Origin of the sequence: Corallococcus sp. AB045, assembly GCF_003668895.1 — a bacterium.
In the GTDB taxonomy this organism is placed as follows: domain Bacteria; phylum Myxococcota; class Myxococcia; order Myxococcales; family Myxococcaceae; genus Corallococcus; species Corallococcus coralloides.
Window position 1 is genome coordinate 1 of the sequence record NZ_RAWN01000126.1, and the last position, 22,929, is coordinate 22,929.

The 22,929-nt window shown below is 69.8% G+C and carries 21 protein-coding genes; 6 read left to right on the top strand and 15 right to left on the bottom strand.

The window, feature by feature from the left end:
* Nucleotides 1-427: 427 nt before the first annotated feature.
* From D7Y21_RS26470 to D7Y21_RS26485, 4 genes are all read left to right on the top strand, one after another.
* The gene (locus D7Y21_RS26470; protein ID WP_121716481.1) at nt 428-724 is read left to right on the top strand and encodes a hypothetical protein; all 297 of its coding nucleotides are present in this window, start codon (nt 428-430) and stop codon (nt 722-724) included.
* Between the two features lie 242 nt (nt 725-966).
* On the top strand, nt 967-1,551 hold the full coding sequence (locus D7Y21_RS26475) for a GAF domain-containing protein (protein ID WP_120561934.1): 585 nt from the start codon (nt 967-969) through the stop codon (nt 1,549-1,551).
* 171 nt (nt 1,552-1,722) lie between these two features.
* Nucleotides 1,723-3,471, top strand: coding sequence for a serine/threonine-protein kinase (locus D7Y21_RS26480; RefSeq protein ID WP_121716483.1), 1,749 nt, complete (start codon nt 1,723-1,725; stop codon nt 3,469-3,471).
* Nucleotides 3,447-7,223 (top strand): tetratricopeptide repeat protein, encoded by a 3,777-nt coding sequence (locus D7Y21_RS26485; protein WP_121716485.1) that lies wholly within the window; start codon nt 3,447-3,449, stop codon nt 7,221-7,223. The genes D7Y21_RS26480 and D7Y21_RS26485 overlap by 25 nt, the downstream gene beginning before the upstream one ends.
* A gap of 59 nt (nt 7,224-7,282) precedes the next feature.
* On the opposite strand, the gene D7Y21_RS26490 is transcribed toward D7Y21_RS26485, so the two are convergent.
* The gene (locus D7Y21_RS26490) at nt 7,283-8,512 is read right to left on the bottom strand and encodes an isoaspartyl peptidase/L-asparaginase family protein (protein ID WP_233612289.1); all 1,230 of its coding nucleotides are present in this window, start codon (nt 8,510-8,512) and stop codon (nt 7,283-7,285) included.
* 237 nt (nt 8,513-8,749) lie between these two features.
* Here D7Y21_RS26490 and D7Y21_RS26495 point away from each other — a divergent pair, with 237 nt between their 5' ends.
* Nucleotides 8,750-9,415: a type 1 glutamine amidotransferase domain-containing protein gene (locus tag D7Y21_RS26495; RefSeq protein WP_120561937.1), complete on the top strand. Its 666-nt coding sequence runs from the start codon at nt 8,750-8,752 to the stop codon at nt 9,413-9,415.
* On the opposite strand, the gene D7Y21_RS26500 is transcribed toward D7Y21_RS26495, so the two are convergent.
* The 8 genes from D7Y21_RS26500 to D7Y21_RS26535 are packed head-to-tail and all read right to left on the bottom strand — an operon-like array spanning nt 9,412 to nt 16,642.
* Nucleotides 9,412-10,347 carry a hypothetical protein gene (locus tag D7Y21_RS26500; protein WP_121716486.1) on the bottom strand — a complete coding sequence of 312 codons (936 nt, stop codon included), beginning with the start codon at nt 10,345-10,347 and terminating at the stop codon, nt 9,412-9,414. The genes D7Y21_RS26495 and D7Y21_RS26500 overlap by 4 nt on opposite strands.
* Before the next feature lie 33 nt (nt 10,348-10,380).
* Nucleotides 10,381-10,932, bottom strand: a complete 552-nt coding sequence (sufT, locus tag D7Y21_RS26505; RefSeq protein ID WP_120561938.1) for a putative Fe-S cluster assembly protein SufT — start codon at nt 10,930-10,932, stop codon at nt 10,381-10,383.
* Nucleotides 10,933-10,941: 9 nt separating this feature from the next.
* On the bottom strand, nt 10,942-11,394 hold the full coding sequence (sufU, locus tag D7Y21_RS26510; RefSeq protein ID WP_014393962.1) for a Fe-S cluster assembly sulfur transfer protein SufU: 453 nt from the start codon (nt 11,392-11,394) through the stop codon (nt 10,942-10,944).
* On the bottom strand, nt 11,391-12,620 hold the full coding sequence (locus D7Y21_RS26515) for a cysteine desulfurase (RefSeq protein WP_121716488.1): 1,230 nt from the start codon (nt 12,618-12,620) through the stop codon (nt 11,391-11,393). The genes sufU and D7Y21_RS26515 overlap by 4 nt, the downstream gene beginning before the upstream one ends.
* A complete protein-coding gene (sufD, locus tag D7Y21_RS26520; RefSeq protein ID WP_121716490.1) occupies nt 12,617-13,927 on the bottom strand; it encodes a Fe-S cluster assembly protein SufD in 1,311 nt (436 codons plus the stop codon). The genes D7Y21_RS26515 and sufD overlap by 4 nt, the downstream gene beginning before the upstream one ends.
* Nucleotides 13,924-14,709 (bottom strand): Fe-S cluster assembly ATPase SufC, encoded by a 786-nt coding sequence (sufC, locus tag D7Y21_RS26525; protein WP_120561941.1) that lies wholly within the window; start codon nt 14,707-14,709, stop codon nt 13,924-13,926. Before sufC ends, sufD begins: the two co-directional genes overlap by 4 nt.
* Nucleotides 14,709-16,148: a Fe-S cluster assembly protein SufB gene (gene sufB, locus D7Y21_RS26530; RefSeq protein ID WP_120561942.1), complete on the bottom strand. Its 1,440-nt coding sequence runs from the start codon at nt 16,146-16,148 to the stop codon at nt 14,709-14,711. Before sufB ends, sufC begins: the two co-directional genes overlap by 1 nt.
* The gene (locus D7Y21_RS26535) at nt 16,145-16,642 is read right to left on the bottom strand and encodes an SUF system Fe-S cluster assembly regulator (RefSeq protein WP_120561943.1); all 498 of its coding nucleotides are present in this window, start codon (nt 16,640-16,642) and stop codon (nt 16,145-16,147) included. Before D7Y21_RS26535 ends, sufB begins: the two co-directional genes overlap by 4 nt.
* Before the next feature lie 213 nt (nt 16,643-16,855).
* Between D7Y21_RS26535 and D7Y21_RS26540 the strand changes: the two genes are divergently transcribed.
* A complete protein-coding gene (locus D7Y21_RS26540; RefSeq protein WP_121716492.1) occupies nt 16,856-18,055 on the top strand; it encodes an ABC transporter substrate-binding protein in 1,200 nt (399 codons plus the stop codon).
* Nucleotides 18,056-18,091: 36 nt separating this feature from the next.
* Here D7Y21_RS26540 and D7Y21_RS26545 read toward each other — a convergent pair whose 3' ends face one another.
* From D7Y21_RS26545 to D7Y21_RS26570, 6 genes are read right to left on the bottom strand one after another with little or no spacing between them, the layout of a single operon-like run.
* Nucleotides 18,092-18,280 carry a hypothetical protein gene (locus tag D7Y21_RS26545; RefSeq protein WP_120561945.1) on the bottom strand — a complete coding sequence of 63 codons (189 nt, stop codon included), beginning with the start codon at nt 18,278-18,280 and terminating at the stop codon, nt 18,092-18,094.
* On the bottom strand, nt 18,261-18,533 hold the full coding sequence (locus tag D7Y21_RS26550; RefSeq protein WP_120561946.1) for a hypothetical protein: 273 nt from the start codon (nt 18,531-18,533) through the stop codon (nt 18,261-18,263). The genes D7Y21_RS26545 and D7Y21_RS26550 overlap by 20 nt, the downstream gene beginning before the upstream one ends.
* A gap of 16 nt (nt 18,534-18,549) precedes the next feature.
* The gene (locus D7Y21_RS26555; protein ID WP_120561947.1) at nt 18,550-19,413 is read right to left on the bottom strand and encodes a hypothetical protein; all 864 of its coding nucleotides are present in this window, start codon (nt 19,411-19,413) and stop codon (nt 18,550-18,552) included.
* Nucleotides 19,407-20,477, bottom strand: a complete 1,071-nt coding sequence (locus D7Y21_RS26560) for a hypothetical protein (RefSeq protein WP_120561948.1) — start codon at nt 20,475-20,477, stop codon at nt 19,407-19,409. The genes D7Y21_RS26555 and D7Y21_RS26560 overlap by 7 nt, the downstream gene beginning before the upstream one ends.
* Complete coding sequence (locus D7Y21_RS26565) at nt 20,474-22,015, bottom strand: hypothetical protein (protein ID WP_370039267.1); 1,542 nt, start codon at nt 22,013-22,015, stop codon at nt 20,474-20,476. Before D7Y21_RS26565 ends, D7Y21_RS26560 begins: the two co-directional genes overlap by 4 nt.
* Nucleotides 22,012-22,782 (bottom strand): TadE/TadG family type IV pilus assembly protein, encoded by a 771-nt coding sequence (locus tag D7Y21_RS26570; RefSeq protein ID WP_120561950.1) that lies wholly within the window; start codon nt 22,780-22,782, stop codon nt 22,012-22,014. The genes D7Y21_RS26565 and D7Y21_RS26570 overlap by 4 nt, the downstream gene beginning before the upstream one ends.
* Between the last annotated feature and the right edge of the window lie 147 nt (nt 22,783-22,929).

Genomic DNA, 22,929 nt, shown 5'->3' on the forward strand with positions numbered 1-22,929 from the left:
GGCGAAGACCGAGGCCGCCGCCCCCGCCCCCGCGGCGCAGGGTGAGATGAAGGCCGAGACCAAGACCGAGACCAAGACCGAGGGCAAGGCCGGCAAGAAGGGCACGAAGACCAAGACCGAGAAGAAGACCACCACCGAGACGAAGACCGAGGGCTGATCCCTCTCTTCACTCGTGCCCTGTCCGCCTCCAAGGGACGGACAGGACGCGGTCCCGGCAGGGGCGCTCTCCTCACGAGGGCGCCCCTGTTGTCGTTTGTGCGTGGGAGCGGAATCGTTGCCACTCCAGCGGCCTTCAACCTGTTGCGTGTGAGCGGGCTCCACGTGACGGCGAGTGAATAAACAAACCTCCGCCCCCCTCTAGAGCCGCGATGACGATGCCCGGCGCACTCCAGCGCGGGCCGTCTGTCACGAATCCGAGCCCATCATCATGAAGACCTTCCTCGTCGCCGCCCTGTTCGCCGCCTCCGCCGCCATCGCCTCCCCGCCGCCCACCAAGGCGCCCACGGATACGCGGGGCCCGGTCAATCCCCCCGCGACCGGCACCCTCGAGACCCCCACCGGCGACGGCATCCAGGCCGACCCGCACGCCCCCGCGAAGACCGAGGGCAAGACCGAGGCGGCCACCGAGACCGCGCCCTCCGGCCGCACGGAGACGATGATGCAGGGCACCAACGGCACCAAGAAGCCCGTGAAGGCCCCCGCCTCCAAGAAGTCCGCGCAGTAGTCCGCCGCCCTCCTCCAAGGGACGCACCACACGCCGTGCCCGAGCAGGGGCGCTCTCTTCACGAGGGCGCCCCTGTTCGCGTTTCCGGGCCCTGCAACGCTCCGACTCTCCTCTTCTTGGGTTTCCAGTAAAACCACCATTTGACAGGAACAGAGGAATCCTGCATAACGGGACATGTGTGGATGACAGCTCATCCACGACAGGAAGGGGTGACCCCCTCCCCCCCTTCAAGCGAGACGGTCATGGTGGAAGCGTTCACGAAGGTGTCCGAAGCGTCGCGGTTGCTCCTGGATAAGGGCCTGTGCCCGGCCACGGGTTCGGATGCACTGGGCATGGTGGCCCGGCCGCTGAAGGTGGACCGCGCGTGCCTCTTCGAGAACCGGACCACGAACCTGGCGGGCCGGTTCATGACGGACCTGCGCTACGCGTGGGCGGAGCCGGGGGTGGTGTCCCCGCTGGCGCACCCGGTGCTGCGCGCGCTGCCGATGCGCGACTACGCCATGGCGTGGGCGGACATGCTGGAGGCGCAGATGGTGGTCTCCTGCACCACCAAGGAAGCGCCGCCGATGATGCGCGAGCTGCTGGAGCGCCAGGGCGTGCAGTCCGTGCTGCTGTGCCCCATCGTCCCGGCCAAGCAGTGGTGGGGGTTCGTGGCGTTCGAGGACTGCCGCCAGGCCCGCCTGTGGCGCCCGGAGGAGATTTCGCTGCTCAAGTCGCTGGCGCGGGCCGTTGGCGCGTCGGTGCGGCACGCGAACATGCGCTCCTCGCTGTCCCAGGTGCGCACCAACCTCACCAGCGTGCTGCGCCCCGTCGCCGGGGATACCTGAGCCGACACCCGAGCCGAGCTGGGGAGCCCATTTGGGGCTCCCACGGAAGGTGGCTTCACCCGGGTCATGGCCGCCCGCCCACCCGGCGAGCGGGAGGGGGCCGGAAGGGCAGCTGGGGAGCGGTAACGCGGCGCCCCGTTTCTGCTACCCTCGCCGCCCTGTTCCCCGCCCATGTCCTCGTTCGAGCCCACTGCCATCAGTCGTTCCCGGCCTCCTGACCTCGTCAGCGGCTACCGCCTGGAGAAGCTCGTCGGTGCCGGCGGCATGGGAGAGGTCCACAAGGCCACCCAGCTGTCGCTCGGCCGCACGGTCGCGGTGAAGCTGCTGAACCCGGATCTGGCCAAGGACCCGTCGTTCATCGCGCGCTTCCAGAAAGAAGCCGCGGCGCTGGCGACGCTGAGCCACCCCCACGTCGTCGCCATCGTCGACAAGGGGAAGACGGACAACACCTATTACCTGGTGATGGAGTTCGTGGACGGGCCGTCCCTGCGCGAGCTCATGCGCAACCCGTCCATGGACACGCCGGCACTCCTGCGCCGGATGCTCGAAATCTGCCGGGCCATCGAGTACGCGCACGGCCGGGGCGTCATCCACCGCGACCTGAAGCCGGAGAACATCCTGCTGGATCAGCAGGCCGGCGGCATCGCGAAGGTGTCCGACTTCGGGTTGGCGTCCTTCCTGGATGACGCGTCCGCGGCGTCGCGCTTCGCGCTCACGTCCACGCACGTGTCCATGGGCACCATCTCGTACATGGCGCCCGAGCAGCGCGTGGACGCGAAGAGCGCGGACGCGCGCGCGGACATCTTCTCCCTGGGCGTCATCCTCTACGAGACCTTCACCGGCGAGGTGCCGCTGGGCACCTTCGATCCGCCGTCGCGCAAGCGCGCGGGGCTGGACGCACGCGTGGACGCCATCGTGATGCGGTGCCTCAAGCCGGATCCGGATGAGCGCTATCCGTCCGTGACCGCGCTCATCGCGGACCTGGAGCCGCTGGTCCCCGGAAGCCTGCTGTCCATGCCGCCCTTGCGGCTGACGCGCTGGCAGCGGGCGAAGGCCTCGATGCGCCGCGCCGCGCGCGTGACCGCGCAGACGGCCGCAGGGGTGACGGTGCTGGCCGCGGTGGGCGTGCTGGGCGTGGCGTACAACCGCAGTGGCCAGGTGCGCGTCCAGCCGCCGCTGCCGGGCAAGGCCATCATGGCCAAGGAGCTGTCGGGCTCGCCCCGCAACGGCCCGGGCCGGGTGGAGGACGTCACCCCGGACAAGCGCCGCGTGACCATGGGGGACGGCCCGGACCTGCCGCAGATGCTGGTGGCCGGCCGCACGCTGAACTTCGAGAACAAGACCCTCGTCTTCCCCCCCGTGGACGACGATGCGGCGTCGCGCGTGGGCCGCGCGCGCGTGGACGTGATGGGGTTGGTGGGCGGCGTGGCCCGGCTGACCGCGCGCGTGCGCGCGGAAGCGCCGCCGGCCACGTGGAAGCGCCGACTGAAGGAGCTCTGGGACGGCCCTCCGCCGGAGCCGGTGGCCTCGCTGGGGCTGATGGGCCGGGACGGCCGCTACGTCACGCTCGTGCACCACGGCGCGGGCGCGCCGCTGACCCTGGAGTGGTCCCTGGGTGAGCGCAGCGGCGCCATGCTGGGCCTCGCACCCACGGAGAACGAGGTGCGGCTGGAGCTGTTCGTCACCGAGGACGGCGTGATGCAGGCCTTCGCCGGCCAGGGGAAGGACCAGCGCCCCATCGCGGAGCCGCTGAACCTGGGCCCGGACTGGCAGGCCCACTTCGGCGAGCTCCCCGCGCCGACCATCGGTTGCATCGAGGGCACCTGCACCGTCGAGGGGCTCACCTACACGGTGGACAAGCCCGCCCCCATGACGGAGACCCCGGCCGCTCCCCTATGCGCACCTTTCGCAGCGGCCTGACCGCGCTCGCCCTCGTCGCCGGCCTCACCGGCTGCCCCCGGCCCTCCTCCGTCGTCGCGCCCCATGTGCTCGAAACCGCCGCAGAGCGGGCCGGCCAGGCTGACGCGGAGGCGCGCACGCTCGCGTTCGCGGGCTTCCACGCATACCTCGTCGCGGGTGACGCGAAGCTCGCGCAGCAGCGCTTCGACGCCGCCGTGCAGAAGGACCCCGGCGACCCGTACGCCCTGCAGGGCCAGGCGCTGCTGGCCCGGCGCAATGGCCAGTCCGACCGCGCGCTCGCCGCGTCGCTGGAGCTGGTGAAGCGCGCGCCCCGCCACCCGGTGGCCGTCATCGCCGCGCGCTACGTGCTGGACCGCGTAGGCACCTCGCGCGCGGAGGACGACACCATCCTGAAGGGCGTGGACGCTGGACTCGCCGCGGGCGCCCGAGGTGAGACGGCCTACCTGCTGCGCGCCGCGCGCCTGTCCGTGGCGAGCCTGCGCGCGGACACGGCCACCCAGGCCCAGACGCTCAAGGACCTGGGCGGCGCGAGCGAGGCCACGCTGGTGGGCCCCTTTTCCCCCTTCCACGTGCTGGCCATCGACGAGCCCATCCCGCCGGAGAAGGACGGCTCCTTCGCGGGGCCCTTCACGAGCGCGTACGGCCCGCTGGCGGCGCGCACGCTGCGCTCGCCGGACGGCCGGCTGGACCTGGGCGGCGAGCCCGGCCACGGGGACATGTACGCGCTGGGCATCGACGCGGAGGTGATGCAGTCCGGCGTGTACATGCTGCGCACGGTGAGCCAGACGTCGCACCGCGTGCTGATGGACGGCGCCCCCGTGCTGGAGCGCCGCGACTGGGCGCGCACCGCGTCCACGGTGAGCGTGCGCGCGCTGGAGCTCCCCGCCGGCAAGCACCGCTTCGTGGTGAAGATGTCCCGCGACAACACGCAGGGCGGCCTCTCCTTCGCTCTGGCGAAGGCGGACGGAAGCCCCTCCGGCGTGCGCCTCACCGCCGCCACCGGGCCCGCGCCGCGCTGGAACGCGAGCGCCCCGGGCCAGGTGGAGGCCCCGGACATGTACCCGGGCGCGGAGGACCTGGCCCAGGCGCTCCAGGGCGAGGCCGGCGAGACGCTGAGCATCTTCCTGGCAGTGCGCGACGGACTGGCGCGCGACCTGGACGGCACGCACCGGCTGATGGCGAAGCTGGAGGCGACGACGCCCGCGCTGCTCACCCTGCGCGCGGAGCAGGCCGCGCAGGACCGGGGCATCCCGTCCAAGGTGGCGCGAGGCCGGGCCACGCGCGACCTGGAGGCGGCGCTGGCGAAGGACCCGGGCAACGTGGCCGCGCTGCTGCTGCGCGCGGACCTCTTCCTGGATGACGGCCAGCCGGCCACCGCGCTGGACACGCTGAAGACGGCGCGCGACGCGGTGAAGCCCGCGGGCTTCCCGGTGCACATCCTCCAGGCCCGCGCCGCGCTGGCGCTGGACGTGGACGCGCAGGCGGAGGTGGCCCTGGCCTCGGCGCTGGAGGCCCAGCCGGGCCTGTGCGAGGCGCTGGGGCTGCAGTCCTCGCTGGCGCGCCGGCGCGACGCGGTGGCCCGCACCGACGAGCTGGTGAAGGCCCAGGAGGGCTGCCCCGGCGCGGACGCGCGGCGGGTGGACCACCTGCGCACGCGCGGCGACCTGGACGGCGCGGCCAAGGGCTACACGCAGCTGCTCGCGCAGGACCCGGACAACCTCACCACCGCCGCGGCGCTCTCCAGCGTCTACGTGAGCCAGCGCCGCTACGACGACGCGGCGAAGGTGCTCCAGACGCTGGCCACCGTGTGGCCGCGCAACGCGGAAATCCTCAAGCGGCTGGCGGACGTGCGCGAGTACGCGGGCCAGGGCGCGGAGGCGCTGAAGCTGCGCGAGCAGGCCCTGAAGCTGGACGGCACGGACCTGTCGCTGCGCCGCGCGGTGGAGCGCGCGAAGACGGGCAAGGAGGTGCTGGCCGCGTACGCCATCGACGGCAAGGAGGCGCTGAAGGCCTACGAGGCTGCGCCCGTGACGGGCGGCAGCGCGGCGGCGTACGTGCTGGACGCGGCGGCGGTGCAGGTCTACCCGGACGGCTCGCTCGTCAACCGCATCCACACCATCCAGAAGGCGCTGGAGCAGTCCGGCGTGCAGGAGATCGCGGAGGTGAACATCCCCCGCGGCGCCCAGGTGCTGGCGCTGCGCACGCTCAAGGCGGACGGCCGCGTGCTGGAGCCGGAGAACATCGAGGGCAAGGACACCATGAGCCTGCCCGGCGTGCAGGTCGGTGACTCCGTGGAGGTGGAGTACCTGCTGCCCGAAAGCGACCGCGGCCCCGCGCAGCCGGGCTTCACCGCGTCCGCGTTCTACTTCCAGATCGCCAACCAGCCGAACGCGTGGAGCACGTACACGGTGGTCGCGCCCAAGGGCAGCGGCATGAAGGTGGACGCGCACGGCATGAAGGCGCCGCCGCCGGAGGTGAAGGGCGACGTGGAGGTGTTCCACTACGACGCGCGCCGCGTGCCGCCGTTCATCCCGGAGCCGGACGCGCCGCCCTCTGGCAACGAGTACCTGCCCTTCGTGATGGTGGGCGCGGGAGAGACGGGCAACGACGGGCTGGCGCGCGTGTACGGTGACGCGTTCCAGGACCGGTGGATTCGCACCTCGGAGGTGGAGGCGTTCGCGCGCCAGGCCACGGAGGGCAAGAAGGGCCTGGAGGCGGTGAAGGCGCTGCACGCCGCGGTGATGAAGCGCTTCTCCGGCCGCGACGCGAGCCTGGCGCAGTCCGCGGCCTCCACCGTGGCGCAGGACCGCGGCAGCCGGCTCACCGTGATGAAGGCGGGCCTGGAGACGCTGGGCATCCCGTCGCGCGTCGCCGCCATCCGCACCTTCAACACCGACCCCGCGCCGTACCTCTTCCCGGCGGACGCGCTCCTGCCCTACGCGGCGCTGCGCGTGGAGGTGCCGGGAGAGCAGCCGGTGTGGCTGGACACGTCCGTGCGCTACGGCCCCTTCGGCGAATTGCCGGAGACCGCCATGGGCGAGCGCGAGGCGTACCTGCTGCCGGAGCCCGGCAAGCCCCTGCAGAAGGTGAAGACGCCGCCGCTCAAGCCGCGCGCGGGCAAGGACGTGAAGCTCACGCTGGAGCTGGGCGCCGATGGCAGCCTCAAGGGCCAGGGCGAGGAGACCTACTCCGGCTTCGAGGCCGCTCAAATCGCCGAGGCCTTCGAGCAGCTCTCCGCGGAGAGCCGCAACCAGGCGCTCCAGGGCGCGGTGTCGCGCTATTTCGGCGGCGCGGAGCTGTCGTCCGTGAAGCTGGAGCACCAGGAGGTGGTGGGCGCGCCCTTCGTGCTGCGCTACGCGTTCACCGTGCCGCGCTTCGGGCGCATGGAGGGCGACAGCCGCATGGCGCTGGGCCCCCTCACCTTCCCCGCCCTGCTGGGCCGGCGCTACGTGCAGCTGTCCACGCGCACCACGCCGCTCTACATCGACGACACGGAGGCCAGCCGCACCAACGTCGCGCTCACCCTGCCCCAGGGCTGGAAGCTCAGCGACCCGCAGACGGGCCTGAAGGTGGACAGCCAGTTCGGCCACTTCACCCGGTCGGAGAAGCAGGACGGACGCACGCTCAGCATCTCGGAGTCCTTCAACCTGCCCCGCGCCCGCGTCAGCCCGGCGGAGTACGAGAAGTTCTCCGGCTTCGCCGGTGACGTGGACCTGCTCCAGGTGCGCGAGCTGTTCCTCGTGAAGCAGTAGTCCCCGCGCCGCTTCCGCGCACCCGTCAGGGGTGCGCGGAGCCGGGCGCGGACGCCTGCCTAGGGCTGCTGGAAGATGGCGACGGTGGGCGTGCCGTCTTCACTGATGTAGCCGCGGTACATGCCGCTGGAGTTGAAGGGCATGGCCACGTGGCCCTGGCGGTCCATGGCGATGACGCCGCCCTCGCCGCCGGCCTTCACCAGCACATCGTTGACGACGTAGCTGGCGGCCTCTGGCAGCGGGAGGTCCTGGTACTCGACGCGGGCGCAGATGTCGCGCGCCACCGTGTAGCGGATGAAGAACTCGCCGTGGCCCGTGGCGGAGACGGCGCAGCGCTCATCCGCGTAGGTGCCCGCGCCGATGATGGGCGCGTCCCCCACCCGGCCGAAGCGCTTGTTGGTCATGCCGCCCGTGGACGTGCCCGCCGCGAGGTTGCCGTCCATGTCCAACGCCACCGCGCCCACCGTGCCGAACTTGTGGTCCCCCGTGATGGGGTCCACGCCCGGCGTCAGTGATGAGCCGGGCTGCGGATGCGCGGGCGTCACCGGCTGCGGCGCCGACGCGGGCGGCGGCGCGGGCGTCACCGGCTGCGCGGGCTGTGTGGGCGACTGGCCCTGCGTGGACGGCTGCCCCTGTTCCGCGGGCGGTGCCCCCTTCGCCTTCTCCTGCTCCAGCGCGCGCTGGAGGCCCTGCCAGCGCTCCTCCGTGAAGAAGTACTTCGCGTCCACCAGGGGCATGCCCTGCGACCGAGCGAAGGCCTCCGCCCCGTCGCCCACCATCATCACGTGCGGCGACTTCTCCATCACCAGCCGCGCCAGGTCGATGGGGTTCTGGATGTGATGGACACCGGCCACCGCGCCGGCCATGCGAGTCTTGCCGTCCATCACCGCCGCATCCAGCTCGTTCACGCCGTCGTGGTTGAACACCGCGCCCTTGCCGGCGTTGAAGTACGGCGAGTCCTCCATCACGCGGATGGCCGCCGTCACCGCGTCCATGCTGCGGCCCCCCTTCGCCAGCACCGCGTGCCCCGCCTGGAGCGCTTCGGTGAGCACGGCGCGCATCGCGGCCTCGCGCTCCGGGGTCAGGTTCTCGCGCGAAATCACGCCCGCGCCGCCGTGGATGACCAGCCCCCACTTCGGCTTCACGCGCGGCGGCGCGTCCGTGCGCAGGGCCGCCTCGTCACGCGCGGCGCCCGCCTGTGAGGACGTGGCGCAGCCCAGCGGGGCCAGCAGCAGCGCGGTGCTCGCGAGCAGGCCGCGGTGCATCCGGGAAGAGAACGAGGGGGACATGCCGTGCGCCTCCAAAAAAGGGGCCCGCGCTCAGGCGGGCTGCCTTTGTCGTAGAGCCGTTCCCCCAAGGCGTCCAGCGCCGCTGTGTGCCGCGCCGCACCAGTCAGCGGGAAGGCATCACTCCGGGCGCCTGCCTGCCCGCCTGCCCTCGGCTTCCCCTCCCGGAAGGGCATGTGCACCGTGCAGGTTCGGGTTGTAGGGCATCCCCAGACATCGGGACATCGGGAGGACAGGGCAATGAAGAAGCTGAAGGGGATGAAGGTGGCCGTGCTGGCGGCGGATGGCTTCGAGCAGGTGGAGCTGACGCGGCCGGTGAAGCGCCTGGAGCGCGAGGGCGCGCACGTCACCATTGTCTCCCTTCACAAGGGCCGCATCCGGGGCATGAACCTGCTGGTTCCCGGCCGCAAGGTGCGCGTGGACGCGACGCTGCGCGACGTGAAGGCCGCGGACTTCGACGCGCTGCTCCTGCCCGGCGGCTTCATGAACCCGGACTTCCTCCGGCAGAGCGCCCTGGCGCTGGACTTCGTGAAGGACGCGGACCTGTTGGATCAGCCCATCGCGGTCATCTGCCACGGGCCGTGGCTGCTCGCGTCCGCGGGGCTGCTGGAGGGCCGGCACCTGACGTCCTGGCCGGGCATCCGTAACGACATGGAGAACGCGGGCGCGCACTGGACGGACGAGCCCGTGGTGCGCGACGGCAACTGGGTGTCCAGCCGGGGGCCGCACGACCTGCTCGCCTTCGAGCACGCGTTGGTGGAGCTCTTCGCGGAGCGCATGTCGCCCGCCATCGCCCGCCGCTCCACGGCGGAAGCCGCGCCGCGCTGGCCCCGGTGGCTTGCGGGTGGGCTCGCCGCCGCGGCCACGCTGGGCCTGGTCGCACGCGGCCGCAAAGCCCTGGTCTAGGGAACCTGGAGTTCCCGGATGACTTCGTCCGAGCAGCGATAGCCCACGCGCCCCTGGCATGGATCCACGACGATGAGGGTGCAGGCGCGGCCTTGGCGACTCCTCGCCACGCAGGCGCCAATGTTCGCCTCCAGCCACAGCGCCAGCTCCGCGTCGAGCGTGCCGGTTCCCCGGGCGAGGGAATCATCGGACACCTTCCGCAGGCACTCCTGGTAACGGGCGCACCGGGGGCTGTCCGCCAGCTCGCACGGGTCCTGCCCGGGGCCGACCTTGTCCTTCGCGGGAAGACACTGCCGCAGCCGCGTGGTGAGGGTGTTCGCTGCCGAGGCGCGGTGTTGCTCGAGGGCCAGGTTCATCGCATCGAGGGTCTGGTTGGAGCAGCCCTCGTCCTGCGTCCAGCCCTCTCCGAGGCAATCCTGCTTCCCGGCGCAACACTCCTGGAGTGCCTTGCGCACGGCGGGGTGCCGCTCGAGGCCCTTATTGCTCGGATCCGCGAAGCCTCCTACGTCACAGCCCCGCGTGCTCTCCCAGCCTGACTCGCGCAGGAGGATCGCGGGAGCATTGGGAGGCAGGTCCAGCACCTCCTCCTCTGGGGGCAGCGAGTCCCTGTCCCGCGCGAACGCCACGACCTCCCGTTCGGTGCTTCCGCCATTGCCGTCGTCGATGCGCCGGACAAGTTGGGTCCAGAGCGGGCGCGAACAAGCGAGGCCCCCAGGCCCCTTCAAGGCGAAAGGCTCCGAGGACTCAGCACCTTGGGCGGCCCGCGGAATCGACACGCGCACGCCCAGCTTCCACAGCGTGGCGTAGGCGTCCTTGCGCGTCTTCGCGTCACCGGTCTTCACGGCCTTCAAGGCCGCGTCCATCTCCCCCTGGGGCTTCGCGACGGGCGTGGCCGCGAGCACCCACAGGAGTCCTCCCAGGATGGTCACCATGGGCGGGCACGCTAGAGCACCCTCCCGGCGATTTCACATCCAGCCCAGCTGGAGCCGCGCCACGTCCGACATGCGGCTCTGGTCCCACTGCGGCTCCCAGACGAGCTCCACGTTCGCCTCCTTCACGCCGGGCAGCGCGGACACCTTGGAGCGCACGTCCTCCACCAGCACCTGCCCCATGCCGCAGCCGGGCGCCGTGAGCGTCATCTCGATGTCCACGCGCTGACCGCCCTCGTCCAGCGGCGTGGCCTTGCACGTGTACACCAGCCCCAGCTCCACGATGTTCACCGGGATCTCCGGGTCGTAGACCGTGCGCAGCTGCTCCCAGACCTGCTCCTCGTGAAACTCACCGAGCGTGACGCTCTCATCGGCCGTCTTCGCCTTGGCGGCGTACTCCTCGCCCAGCACGTCCGCGTTCTTCTCGTCGATGCGGAACAGCTGGCCGTACGGGTCCTGCACCGTGACGTTGCCGCCCAGCGTCTGCACCACCGTCAACTCCGAGCCCGCCGGCAGCAACACCTTGTCCCCGCTGGGGATGAGCATCGCGTCCACGTCGCGCTCGATGACCGTCATCGCGCCTCGCATGACCCCTCCCTACTCCGTCGACACCGACGTGGAGCGGCCATCCAGCGCCGCGTTCAGCGTGTGCCACGCCAGGCTCGCGCACTTCACCCGGGCCGGGAACTCGCTCACGCCCGACAGCACCGCGAGCTTGCCCAGCGACTCCACGTCCACCTTGTCCGGCCCTTCGGTCACCAGCGTGTGCACGCGCTCGAAGAGGGCCTGCGCCTCTTCCCGCGTCTTGTCCTTCACCGCGCCCGTCATCAGCGACGCGGACGCCTTGGAGATGGCGCACCCCTGGCCCTGGAAGCCGATGTCGCGGATGACGCCGTCCTCCAGCTTGAGCGTCACGGAGAGCTGGTCGCCGCACAGCGGGTTGTAGCCCTCCGCCGCGCAGGTGGCGCCCTCCACCACCCGGAAGTTGCGCGGGCGCTTGGAGTGCTCCAGCACCACCTCCTGGTACAGGTCCTTGAGGTCCGAGCTCACGCGAACACCTCCTTCACCTTGTGCAGGCCCTTCACCAGCGCGTCCACGTCCTCACGCGTGTTGTAGAGCGCCAGCGACGCTCTCGCCGTGGCCGCCACCCCGAAGCGCTGCATCAGCGGCTGGGCGCAGTGGTGTCCGGTGCGGATGCAGATGCCCTCCTGGTCCAGGATGGTGCCTACGTCGTGCGGGTGGACGTCCTCCAGCGTGAAGGACAGCACGCCCGTCTTGTGCGGCGCCGTGCCCACCAGCTTGAGCCCCGGCACCGACTGGAGCGCGTCCGTCGCGTACGCGAGCAGCCACTGGTCGTGCTGGGACACGTTCTCCATGCCCACGGCCTCCAGGTACCGGATGGCCGCGGCCAGCCCCACCGCGCCCGCCATGTCCGGCGTGCCCGCCTCGAAGCGGTGCGGCACGCGGTTGTAGACGGTCTTCTCCATCGTCACGGAGAGGATCATGTCCCCGCCGCCCTGGTACGGCGGCAGCGACTCCAGCATGGCCAGCTTGCCGTACAGCACGCCGATGCCCGTGGGCCCGAAGAGCTTGTGCCCGCTGAAGGCGTAGAAGTCACAGCCCAGGTCCTGCACGTCCACCGGGAAGTGCGTCACCGACTGCGCCCCGTCCACCAGCACCGGGATGTTCCTGGCGTGCGCCTTCGCCACCAGCTCCTTGATGGGGTTCACGGAGCCCAGCGCGTTGGACACGTGCGTAATCGCCAGCAGGCGCGTCTTCTCCGTGAGCAGCGCGTCCACGGTGTCCATGCGCAGCTCGCCACGGTCGTCCACGGGAATCACGCGCAGCTTCGCGCCCGCCGCGTCGCACACCATCTGCCAGGGCACGATGTTGGAGTGGTGCTCCATGGCGGAGATGAGCACCTCGTCCCCCGGGCCCACGTGCTTGCGGCCGTAGGTGGCGGCCACCAGGTTGATGGCCTCCGTGGTGCCGCGCACGAAGATGACCTCGCGCACGTCCTTCGCGTGGATGAAGCGGCGCACCGTCTCGCGAGCGTCCTCGAAGGCCTGCGTGGCGCGCTCGGAGAGGATGTGCACGCCCCGGTGCACGTTGGCGTTGTCGTGCGTGTAGAAGCGCGTCAGCGCGTCCAGCATCGCCTGCGGCTTCTGTCCCGTGGCGGCGCTGTCCAGGTACACCAGCGGCCGGCCCCGCACCTCCTGCCGGAGGATGGGGAAGTCCGCGCGCACCCGCGCAAGGTCGAATCCAGGCCCGCTCATCCCATCACCTCCGCCGTCCCCGGCAGCTTCTCCGCGAGCAACGCCTCCACCCGCGCACGCACCGGACCCTCCGGCACCGCGCGCACCAGCTCGCTGGCGAAGGCCTGCGTCAGCATCCGCTCCGCATCCACCTTCGGGATGCCGCGCGAGCGCAGGTAGAACAGCGCGTTGTCATCCAACCGGCCCACCGCCGTGCCGTGGGCGCACTTCACGTCGTCCGCGAAGATCTCCAGCTGCGGCCGGGCGTCCACCTGCGCGCCCTCGGAGAGCAGCAGGTTGCGGCTCTGCTGGCTGGCGTCCGTCTTCTGCGCGTCCTCGCGCACGCGGATCTTCCCGTGGAAGGTGCCGCGCGCGCGGTCGTCCAGCACGCCCTTGTAGAGCTCGCGGCTGGAGCAGTGCGGCACCGCGTGGTCCAGGTCCGTGCGGTTGTCCAGGTGCTGCGTGCCCCGGCCCACGAACAGGCCGTTGAGCACGCACTCGCCGCCCTCACCCGCGAAGGCCGCGTGCACTTCATTGCGCGCCAGCGCCCCGCCAAAGGAGAACGCGTGCGACTGGAAGCGGCTGTCGCGCCCCTGCCGCGAATACAGCCCGCCCAGGTGCACTGCGGTGTCCCCCTCCGCCTGGAGCTTGAAGTGGCGCAGGCTGGCGTTGTCCCCCAGCGACACCTCCGTCACCGCGTTGGTGAACGTCGCGCCCGAGCCCAGGCCCGCGTACGTCTCCACCAGCGTGGCCTCGCTGCCCTCGCCCGCCACCACGACGATGCGCGGGCTGGCCAGCACCGGCCCGTCGCCGCCGCGCGCGAGGAACAACAGTTGCACCGGCACCTCGCTCAGGGCCCGGGGCGCGAGCGTGAGCAGCGCGCCCTCCTCCAGCAGCGCCGCGTTGAGCGACGTGAAGGCATGCGCCGACGGCCGAGCACGCTGGCCCAGCGTCTCCTGCAACAGCGCTCCGTCCTCGCGCAGCGCCTGCGACAGCGGCTTGAGCACCACACCGCGCGGCAGGCCGGCGAGCACCGACAGCGCCGGCACGAAGCGCCCGTCCACGAACACGAGCCGGGGACCGGGCAGCGCCAGCCGCGCCACCGCCTGCGCCACGTCCTCGCCCGCGGACACATCCCGCACGGGCTGGAACGGGTGCGACGACAGCGTGGCCACGGGCGTGTACTTCCACTCCTCGTCCTTGGACGTGGGCAGGCCGCGCGCCTGGAACTGGCTCAAGCCCTCTTCACGCAGCGCCTGGAGCCATGCGGGGGCGTCTCCGCGCGCCTGGAAGGCCCGAGCCACCTCCACGTAGTGGGACGCGCTCATGGCCGCGCCTCCTTCGCCTTGGCCGCGCTGCCCTCCCCGCCAATCCAGCCGTAGCCCTTCTCCTCCAGCTCCAGCGCCAGCTCGCGTCCACCCGAGCGCACGATGCGGCCCGCGGCCATCACGTGCACGTGGTCCGGCACGATGTAGTCCAGGAGCCGCTGGTAGTGCGTAATCATCACTATCGCCCGGTCCTTCGAGCGCAGCGCGTTCACTCCGCCCGCGACGATGCGCAGCGCATCGATGTCCAGGCCCGAGTCCGTTTCATCCAGCAGCGCCAGCCGGGGCTGGAGCACCGCCATCTGGAAGATCTCGTTGCGCTTCTTCTCTCCGCCGGAGAAGCCCTCGTTCACGGAGCGGCTCATGAACGCCGCGTCCATCTGCACGAGCTTCGCCTTCTCCTTGGCCAGGGAGAGGAAGTCCATCGCGTCCAGCTCCTCCTCGCCCTTGGCGCGGCGCTGCGCGTTGAGCGCCGTGCGCAGGAAGTGCAGGTTGCCCACGCCGGGAATCTCCACCGGGTACTGGAACCCGAGGAACACGCCCGCCTTCGCGCGCTCCTCCGGCGGAGTCCCCAGCAAATCCTTGCCGTCGAAGCGCACGGTGCCCTTCGTCACTTCGTACGTCTCACGCCCCGCCAGCACGCTCGCGAGCGTGCTCTTGCCGGAGCCGTTGGGCCCCATGATGGCGTGCACCTCACCGGCGCCCACCTCCAGGTTGATGCCCTTCAGGATGTCCTTGCCGCCCACGCGGGCGTGCAGGTCCTGGATGCTCAGCAACGACGCCATCACCCGACGCTCCCTTCCAGACTCACACCCAAGAGCTTCTGCGCTTCCACCGCGAACTCCATGGGCAGTTCCTTGAAGACCTGACGGCAGAAGCCGTTCACGATCATCGACACCGCGTCCTCCTGCGAGATGCCGCGCTGCCGGCAGTAGAAGAGCTGGTCCTCGCCAATCTTCGACGTGGACGCTTCGTGCTCCACCTGCGCGGTCGCGTTCTTCACCTCGATGTACGGCAGCGTGTGGGCGCCGCACTCGTCACCCAACAGCAGCGAATCGCACTGCGTGTAGTTGCGTGCGTTCGCCGCGCTCTTGAGCATCTTCACCAGGCCCCGGTACGTGTTCTGCCCGCGGCCCGCGGAGATGCCCTTGGACACGATGGTGGACCGGGTGTTCTTCCCGATGTGCACCATCTTCGTGCCCGTGTCCGCCTGCTGCCGGTGGTTGGTGAGCGCCACCGAGTAGAACTCGCCCACCGAGTCATCCCCCTTGAGGATGACGCTGGGGTACTTCCACGTAATCGCCGAACCCGTCTCCACCTGGGTCCACGAAATCTTGGCGCGCTGGTGCGCGATGCCGCGCTTGGTGACGAAGTTGTAGATGCCGCCCTTGCCTTCCGCGTCGCCCGGGTACCAGTTCTGCACCGTGCTGTACTTGATGGACGCGCCGTCCAGCGCCACCAGCTCCACCACCGCCGCGTGCAGCTGGTTGGTGTCGCGCATGGGCGCGGTGCAGCCCTCCAGGTAGCTCACGGAGGCGCCTTCATCCGCGATGAGCAGCGTGCGCTCGAACTGGCCCGTGTCCGCCGCGTTGATGCGGAAGTACGTGGACAGCTCCATGGGGCACTTCACGCCCTTGGGCACGTAGCAGAACGAACCGTCGCTGAAGACCGCGGAGTTGAGCGCCGCGAAGAAGTTGTCGGAGAAGGGCACCACCGTGCCCAGGTAGCGCTCCACCAGCTCCGGGTGCTCACGCACCGCTTCGGAGAACGAGCAGAAGATGACGCCCGCCTTGTAGAGCTTCTCCCGGAACGTGGTGGCCACCGATACGGAGTCGAAGACGGCATCCACCGCGACGTTCTGCAGCCGCTTCTGCTCCTCCAGCGGGATGCCCAGCTTCTCGTAGGTGCGGAGGATTTCGGGGTCGACCTCCGACAGGCTGTCCTTCTTCGGCTTCTGCTTCGGCGCCGAGTAGTAGCGGATGGCCTGGTAGTCGATGGGGTGGTACTTCACCGCCTGCCACGAGGGCTCCTTCAGCGTGAGCCAGTGGCGGTACGCCTTCAGGCGCCACTCCAGCATGAAGGCCGGCTCGTTCTTCTTCGCGGACAGGACGCGGATGACGTCCTCGTCCAGGCCGGGCGGCAGCGTGTCCGCCTCCACCTGGGTGACGAAGCCCGCCTGGTAGCCCTTGCGGGTGAGCTCCTGGATGGTTTCGGTGGTGCTCATGAGCGGACTCCCGTGACGGAAGCAGGCGCGCTGACGGACGCCGGCAGGCCCAGGCCCACCAGCCGCTCCGGCATGCGGGGCGCGGGCGCGCGCAGGTCCGCGAGCGTCAGCTTCCCCAGCGCTTCCTGGATGGCTTGATTGATGAGGCGCCAGTGGCCCCGCACCTGGCAGACGGACTCCAGCTCACAGGGCCCGGCCGGCTTGCCCTGGTGCTGGCCACACTCCGTGAGGGACACCGGCCCCTCCAGCGCGGACACCAGCTCCGCCAGCGAGATGGCCTCCGCCGGACGCGCCAGGCCGTAGCCGCCGCTCGCGCCCCGGTGCGACACCACCAGCCCTGCTTGCAACAGGCCCTTCAGGACCTTGCTCGCGGACGGAAGGGCGACATGCGTGCGCGCCGCCAGCTCTCGCGTGGTGCGGGTTTCCCCGTCCGCGCGCGCCAGCTCGGTCATCAGCACGATGCCGTAGTCGGTCATCTTGCTCATCCGGAGCATGTGGGGGTGTCTCCTGTGGCTGTCCGCGAGCCCGATGCCCGCGACGGCCTCTTATGTAATGTGGACCTGTTCAGTCCACATTCAAATCCAGAGCGCTTCCCTGCCCGTCACGTCGGGTGCGGGTTCGCCGCACTCCACCGGGCAAGCTAGGGTGGAGCCATCCGTTTTTTTGAGTCCGTCTCCCCCCAAGGCGCCCCACCGAGGAGCCCACCGATGCGCCGTCCCCTCCCCCTCCTGCTCACCGCGCTGGCCCTGGCCCTGGTGGGTTGTGAGAAGAAGTCCGCCCCGGCCCCCGCGCCCGCGCCCGCCACGCAAGAGGGTGGCGCCACCGCCGCACCTCCGGGGCCTCCGCCGGCGGGCAGCATCCTCATTGGCGAGGTGGGCAGCCTCACCGGCTCCGAGGCCACCTTCGGCATCTCCGCGCGCAACGGCATCGACCTGGCGCTGCAGGAGGCCAACGCCGCGGGCGGTGTGCGCGGCCAGAAGCTGGTGGTGCGCGTCTACGACAGCCAGGGCCGGCCGGAGGAAGGCGCCCAGGCCGCCACGCGGCTCATCGCGCAGGACAAGGTGGTGGCGCTGCTGGGCGAAGCCGCGTCGTCCGTGTCCATGGCCATGGCGGACAAGGCGCAGACGGGGAAGGTGCCCATGATTACGCCCACCTCCACCAGCCCGGAGGTGACAAAGAAGGGCGACTACATCTTCCGCGTCTGCTTCATCGACCCGTTCCAGGGCCTGGTGATGGCGAAGTTCGCGCGGGAGAACCTCAGGCTCAACAAGGTCGCGGTGCTCACCGACAACAAGAGCGCCTTCTCCGTGGGGCTGGCGGAGGTCTTCAACCAGAAGTTCAAGGAGTTCGGCGGCACCATCGTCGGCAACGAGAGCTACTCCAAAGGCGACACGGACTTCCGCGCGCAGCTCACTTCCATCAAGAACCTGAAGCCGGAGGCGGTGTTCGTCCCGGGCTACTACACGGACGTGGGCATCATCGCGAGGCAGGCGCGCGAGGTGGGCCTGCGCGTGCCGCTGCTGGGCGGTGACGGCTGGGACTCCGACAAGCTGTACGAACTGGGCGGCTCCGCGCTGGAGGGCAGCTACTTCTCCAACCACTACTCGCCGGACAACCCGGACCCCGTCGTGCAGAACTTCCTCACGAAGTACAAGGCCGCCTACGGCGCGGTGCCGGACAGCGTGGCGGTGCTGGCGTACGACGCCGCGCGCCTGCTGGTGGATGCGATGAAGCGCGCTCCGGACACTTCGGGCCCCGCGCTGCGAGACGCCATCGCGGCCACGAAGGACTTCCCGGGCGTGGCGGGCACCATCAACCTGGACGCCAACCGCGACGCGGTGAAGCAGGCCGTGGTGATGAAGGTGGAGGGCGGCAAGGCGGTGTTCGTCACCACCGTGAAGCCGTAGGCCGCCTCACCCGCTTCCGGCCGCCCGTCCCCGACGTCAGGGGATGGGCGACTGGATGATGTAGTAGATGGACTGGAAGTAGGTGTTGAGGGCCCGCAGCAGCTGGATGAGGAACGGCCAGCTCAGCACGGTGAAGCCGAAGAACGCCGCCGTGATGACGCCGTACTCCGACATGGCCTGCCCGCGCTGGAGTGCCTGCTTCAGGCTAGTGCGCGTGTTCTTCACCGGGCGCCTCCATCGTCGTGCCGCCGCTCTTGCCCGTGCGGCACTTGTTCACGCACTTGTCCTTGGCCTGGCCGGCGACCTTCGTGCAGTAGGGCTGGGCGTTCTTCGCCTTCTCCTTGCACACCTTCTCGAACTTCATCTTGTCCTCCGCGCAGCGGCGCTCGCAGCTGACGCCGGCGAAGGCCTGGCCTCCCCACAGCAGCGCGCCCACGCCCAGCGACAGGACCCACATCCGCTTCGTCGAAAGGTTCATCGTCCGCTCTCCGCGTTCATGGCGCGCCCTGGGCTCGCATCAGCGACAGGTGGAACTCCACGCCGCGCTGCGCGGCAGGTTGCCGCAAAGTGGCCTGTCCGCGCAGGCCTTCGCGCGTCAGGGTCAGCTCGGTTTCCTGGAAGCCCGCCGGGCGGGCCTCGGACACGCTCCACCCCTGGTCGCGCAGGAGGGCCTGGTAGGCCTGCTCCGCGTCGGGGAGCGCGGTGTCGGGCAGCCGGCCCGTCACGGTGACGTTCGTGGCGCCCTCCATCTTGAGGGACAGGGACGCCGCGTCCTGCAGGCCCCTGGGGACCGGCACGCCCGGGGGGATGCGGTTGCCGGCGCGCTCCAGGTAGTTGCGCATGCGCGCGGAGGAGACAAAGACGAGGGTCTCATCCCCCTGGCGCAGCGTGGACATCAACCGGACCTCGTCGTCCTTCGGGACCCAGTAGCCCACGTAGCCGGCGTTGTCGTTGAAGCGCAGGCCCACCACGGGCAGGCCCTCGTCGAGCAGGAACTGGCGGTAGTGCTGCAGCACCTGATCCGACGAGTCCTTCGTGGCGAACCACGACACGGCGATGGGCGTGCCCGGGCCCAGGTAGTCCGCGGCCAGCGCCTCCGGACGTCCACCGTTGGGATAGGGCGGGAAGTACGACAGCGTGCGCGCCAGGATGGCTTCGTCCTGCTTCGAGCGCCCCGAGCCCCGCGGCGTCTCCCGGTCCAGCTCATCCGCGGAGGCCTCCGCCCGCTCCAGCTCCGTGCGGGTGCCGCCGTAGCGCGCCTCCTCCCAGCCCATCCCGATGAGCATGCCCGCCACCGACACCGACACCAGCACCGCGGCGGTGCGGAAGGCGGGGTGCGTGGCCAGCGACTTCAGCACGACTCCGCGTCCTTACAGCCCATGTACCAGTCACCGCGCTCGCCGTGCTTGTACGTGTTCTGGTTCTTGTCCTGGTCCCAGTCGCGCCACTCCTGGTTGAAGTAGCGGGTGTTCCCCTCCTGGTCCACGGTGTTGGCCGGGGTCTGCATGTTGGCCAGGTGCGGGTGGATGGAGATGTACGGGTCGTCAGGCGAGTCCTCGAACATGTACAGCATGGTGCCGTCCAGCAGGTCCTCCGTGATCTTCTGACGGAAGTCCTGCATCTGGGTGCGCATGGCATTGTACGTGATGACGCTCGTGTACTGGTTCTTCATGCGGTCGTACATCTCACCGCTGGAGCCGGAAGGAGAGATGTCCGCGTCCTGGGTCAGCGCCCAGGTGTCGGTGAGGATCCCCATGGTCTCCTTCTTGAGGAAGTAGGCGTTGGCCTTGGTACCCTCCTCCGCGTTGCTGTGGACGTTCTCCACGCCCTTGTCCTTCCAGTTCTCCTTGGTCAACTTCACCTTGCTGAACTCCGGCAGGAACTGCTCGGGCAAGAGGTAGTTCTCCACCACGGCGCGGGCCTCGCAGAAGATGAGGCCGCCGTTGGTGAACTCGCCCTGGTAGTCGTCAGAGAGGCCGCCCAGGCTCGCGGCGCCCGTGTCCGGAGCACTGCACGTCACCTGCTGGGCGTTGTCGTTCATCCAGCAGACGTGCGCGACGACCGCCAGGTGGTGGTCCGTGTCCTCGCAGTCCGCGTAGTTGCTGCCGGACATGGCATCCGGCCGGTCGATGCCGGACTCGTGGTCGCAGTACGTGAGGCGGGCGTTGTGCTGCACGTTGGAGCTGCCACCCTGGGGGCCCTTGCCACCGCCACCGCTCTGCTTGAGGCCCTTCGTGTAGTCCTGCGTGGTGAAGTCCCAGATGGTCGTCACCGCGGCCTCCTGGTTGTCCAGCGAGTAGCGCAGGAGGTCGTCCAGGAAGAGCGCGTACATGAAGATGGGGATGAGCGCGACCATGGAGAGCGCCATCTCCACGGAAGCGGCGCCCCGGCGCGCGCGGCGCGACTCGAGGAAGGGGCTCATAGGGCCAGGTCCTTGGCGTTCGCGAGCTGGGCGGCGTCCGAGTTGCCCGCCCGGTTCAGCACCTGCGCGGCCTCCTGGGCGGAGAACGGGTGCAGCTTCACGCGCCAGTAGGGGTTGAAGAGGCCCGGGGCCTCCTTCCAGCCGTTGGGCCCCAGGCGGTGGTAGTAGACGAGCGCCTTGGAGAGCGCCGCGCCCTCACCGGGAGCAAGCCGCAGCTGCCCGTCACCCTGGGCGCCGTGCGTGAGCGTGAAGCTGCCGCTGGAGTTGAGCTCCCAGGGCGCCTGGGCCCCGCCTCCCACGAAGAACTGCTTGGTGACGTAGCTGTAGACGCGCGGCTGGCCCCAGTCGCGGGCGGGGTCGTCGCTGGCGCGGAACTTCATGAAGCAGTTGCCGTTGCTCGAGCAGCCCATCAAGTCCTTGGTGTTGATGCCCTTGAACTTGTCGTGCTGGTCGCTGTGCGCGCCGGAGGGCTCGTGGCTGCCGCCGTTCTCACTGCTCGCCACCAGGGCCTCGTAGCCGCCGGTGCCGAAGCCGTGGCGCCACTGCTGGATGAGGCGGCCGTGCTCGTCCGCGACCACGACCTTGCCCTCGTTGCCGGTGACCTGGCCGGGGCCGTGGATGTTGCTCTTGGTCTGGGTGACCTTCGCCGTCCCCTTGTGGCCCACCGCCATGTGGGTGCCCTCGCCGGGGATGTCCTTGAGCAGGTCCTGGATGAACTCCCTTTTGTAGTAGGTGGGCAGCCCGTTCATGATGACCGGCAGGCTGCGGTTGGCGGCCCAGCCGGGGCGGGACGCGTTGGCGATCTCCGTCATCACCTGCGCCCGGGACTTGTTGCTGGAGTTGGCGGCGCGCGAGCAGTTCATCCCGTCCACCGCGCAGTCGAACTCATCCGCGTTCATCCCGCCCACGCCGGACTCCAGCTCGCTGGCGCCGGGGACGTTCTTCTCGGTCAGCTGGGACAGGTCCGCGGACTGGCCGTCGCGCAGCGCGTTCTTGGTGGCCCGGTGGACCGTCTGCTGGGAGCCATGGATCCTGTTCGCCATGTTGTCCAGCTCCTCGATGACCTTGTTGAAGGAGCCCTCGACGCCCTGGACCTTCTGGTCGTACTCGCTGGCCTTGGAGCTGTAGTCCATGGCGATCATCACCGCTTCAAGCGCGTCGAAGCAGTGCTGGAAGTTGTAGGGCGGGCACTGCGCCACCTCCAGGGCGGCGATGATGAAGAAGCTCATCTGCCCGGCGCGCATCATCTCGCCGGTGGCGCTGGCCGCGGCCATGTAGCCGTGCACGGACGTCATGCCCACGTAGGTGGACGCGATGGCCCGGTTGCTGGCCGCGTAGTAGTTGAGCGCGCGCGCCTCCACGACGCCCATGGAGTACGCGAGCGCGTCGCTGTGCTGCTGCAGGCTCATCTTCTGCCGCAGGGCATGGCTCAGGTTGAAGCTCAGCGTCGTCATCAGCGCGAGCAGGAGGAACGACAGACACGCGAGCACCAGGGCCTGGCCCCGGTGGCCGCGCTTGGGCCGGGAGGCGGACCTCACGGTTCGAACGGGAAGATGCATTCGTTCCTCTCCGGAAGTTCCTTCTGGGTGAGATAGAGATTGGAGTGCATCCGCATGATGTACGTGGCGCGGATGGGCAGGATGTAGAGCTTGTTGTCCGCGGCGGAGTCGTACTTGGACATCTTCTTGACGATGAACTCGTCACGCTCCGAGTCCTTGCCCAGGCGCAGCACGTACGGCAGGTCGCGGCCGCGCGCGATGTTGTAGATGACGACGTCCGCGAACGGGATGGGCAGGCGGTAGTTGAACGTCACCTGCACGCTCAGCTTGGTGCGCAGGCTGTCCGCCCAGCCGCCTTCACCGGAGGCGACCCGCGGATCATCGAAGTCCATCTCCTTGTTGCCGTGGGAGCCGGAGGTCAGGTCCCCCTTGAGGGGGTTGCAGATGGTGACCTCCGCGAACTTCAGGCCGGAGGCGTCGCCCATCTGGTTCTTGCCGATGTCGCCGCCCTCGAACTTGGACTTGAAGTCGCTGGCGCTGGTGATGGGCTTGATGATCTCCGCGCCCCCGCTGGCGGCCGTGCTCACCATGGGCAGCAGCACCGCCAGGGCGGCCTTCTCCATGGTGGGGATGTCCGCGTTGTGGATGGAGCCGGCGCGCACGGCCTTGTAGGCCGCGTACTTCGTCAGGAGCCGGGCCTGGTGCATCAACCCCAGCTGGAGGATGCCCAGCAGCATGAACACGAACAGGGGCAAGACGATGGCCGTCTCCACCGCCACCTGGCCTGATTCACCGCCGCGCCTCATGCTTCGCCCCTGTACTGAAAATACCCCAAGGTGGGAGGCTTCCCGACCCATTGTGCCGTTACCATACCGCCCGTAGGTTCAGCGGGAATCGGCCAAGTGGCCGGGAATGCAGGCCCGGCCTCCGGGCTTGCGGACATTATCGGGCCG

What these genes read in the sequence shown, in the direction of transcription:
- D7Y21_RS26470 (WP_121716481.1), top strand. Translation starts at nt 428, where the DNA reads ATGAAGACCTTCCTCGTCGCCGCCCTGTTCGCCGCCTCCGCCGCCATC.
- D7Y21_RS26475 (WP_120561934.1), top strand. Translation starts at nt 967, where the DNA reads ATGGTGGAAGCGTTCACGAAGGTGTCCGAAGCGTCGCGGTTGCTCCTG.
- D7Y21_RS26480 (WP_121716483.1), top strand. Translation starts at nt 1,723, where the DNA reads ATGTCCTCGTTCGAGCCCACTGCCATCAGTCGTTCCCGGCCTCCTGAC.
- D7Y21_RS26485 (WP_121716485.1), top strand. Translation starts at nt 3,447, where the DNA reads ATGCGCACCTTTCGCAGCGGCCTGACCGCGCTCGCCCTCGTCGCCGGC.
- D7Y21_RS26490 (WP_233612289.1), bottom strand. Translation starts at nt 8,512, where the DNA reads ATGTCCCCCTCGTTCTCTTCCCGGATGCACCGCGGCCTGCTCGCGAGC.
- D7Y21_RS26495 (WP_120561937.1), top strand. Translation starts at nt 8,750, where the DNA reads ATGAAGAAGCTGAAGGGGATGAAGGTGGCCGTGCTGGCGGCGGATGGC.
- D7Y21_RS26500 (WP_121716486.1), bottom strand. Translation starts at nt 10,347, where the DNA reads ATGGTGACCATCCTGGGAGGACTCCTGTGGGTGCTCGCGGCCACGCCC.
- sufT (WP_120561938.1), bottom strand. Translation starts at nt 10,932, where the DNA reads ATGCGAGGCGCGATGACGGTCATCGAGCGCGACGTGGACGCGATGCTC.
- D7Y21_RS26515 (WP_121716488.1), bottom strand. Translation starts at nt 12,620, where the DNA reads ATGAGCGGGCCTGGATTCGACCTTGCGCGGGTGCGCGCGGACTTCCCC.
- sufD (WP_121716490.1), bottom strand. Translation starts at nt 13,927, where the DNA reads ATGAGCGCGTCCCACTACGTGGAGGTGGCTCGGGCCTTCCAGGCGCGC.
- sufC (WP_120561941.1), bottom strand. Translation starts at nt 14,709, where the DNA reads ATGGCGTCGTTGCTGAGCATCCAGGACCTGCACGCCCGCGTGGGCGGC.
- sufB (WP_120561942.1), bottom strand. Translation starts at nt 16,148, where the DNA reads ATGAGCACCACCGAAACCATCCAGGAGCTCACCCGCAAGGGCTACCAG.
- D7Y21_RS26535 (WP_120561943.1), bottom strand. Translation starts at nt 16,642, where the DNA reads ATGCTCCGGATGAGCAAGATGACCGACTACGGCATCGTGCTGATGACC.
- D7Y21_RS26540 (WP_121716492.1), top strand. Translation starts at nt 16,856, where the DNA reads ATGCGCCGTCCCCTCCCCCTCCTGCTCACCGCGCTGGCCCTGGCCCTG.
- D7Y21_RS26550 (WP_120561946.1), bottom strand. Translation starts at nt 18,533, where the DNA reads ATGAACCTTTCGACGAAGCGGATGTGGGTCCTGTCGCTGGGCGTGGGC.
- D7Y21_RS26560 (WP_120561948.1), bottom strand. Translation starts at nt 20,477, where the DNA reads ATGAGCCCCTTCCTCGAGTCGCGCCGCGCGCGCCGGGGCGCCGCTTCC.
- D7Y21_RS26570 (WP_120561950.1), bottom strand. Translation starts at nt 22,782, where the DNA reads ATGAGGCGCGGCGGTGAATCAGGCCAGGTGGCGGTGGAGACGGCCATC.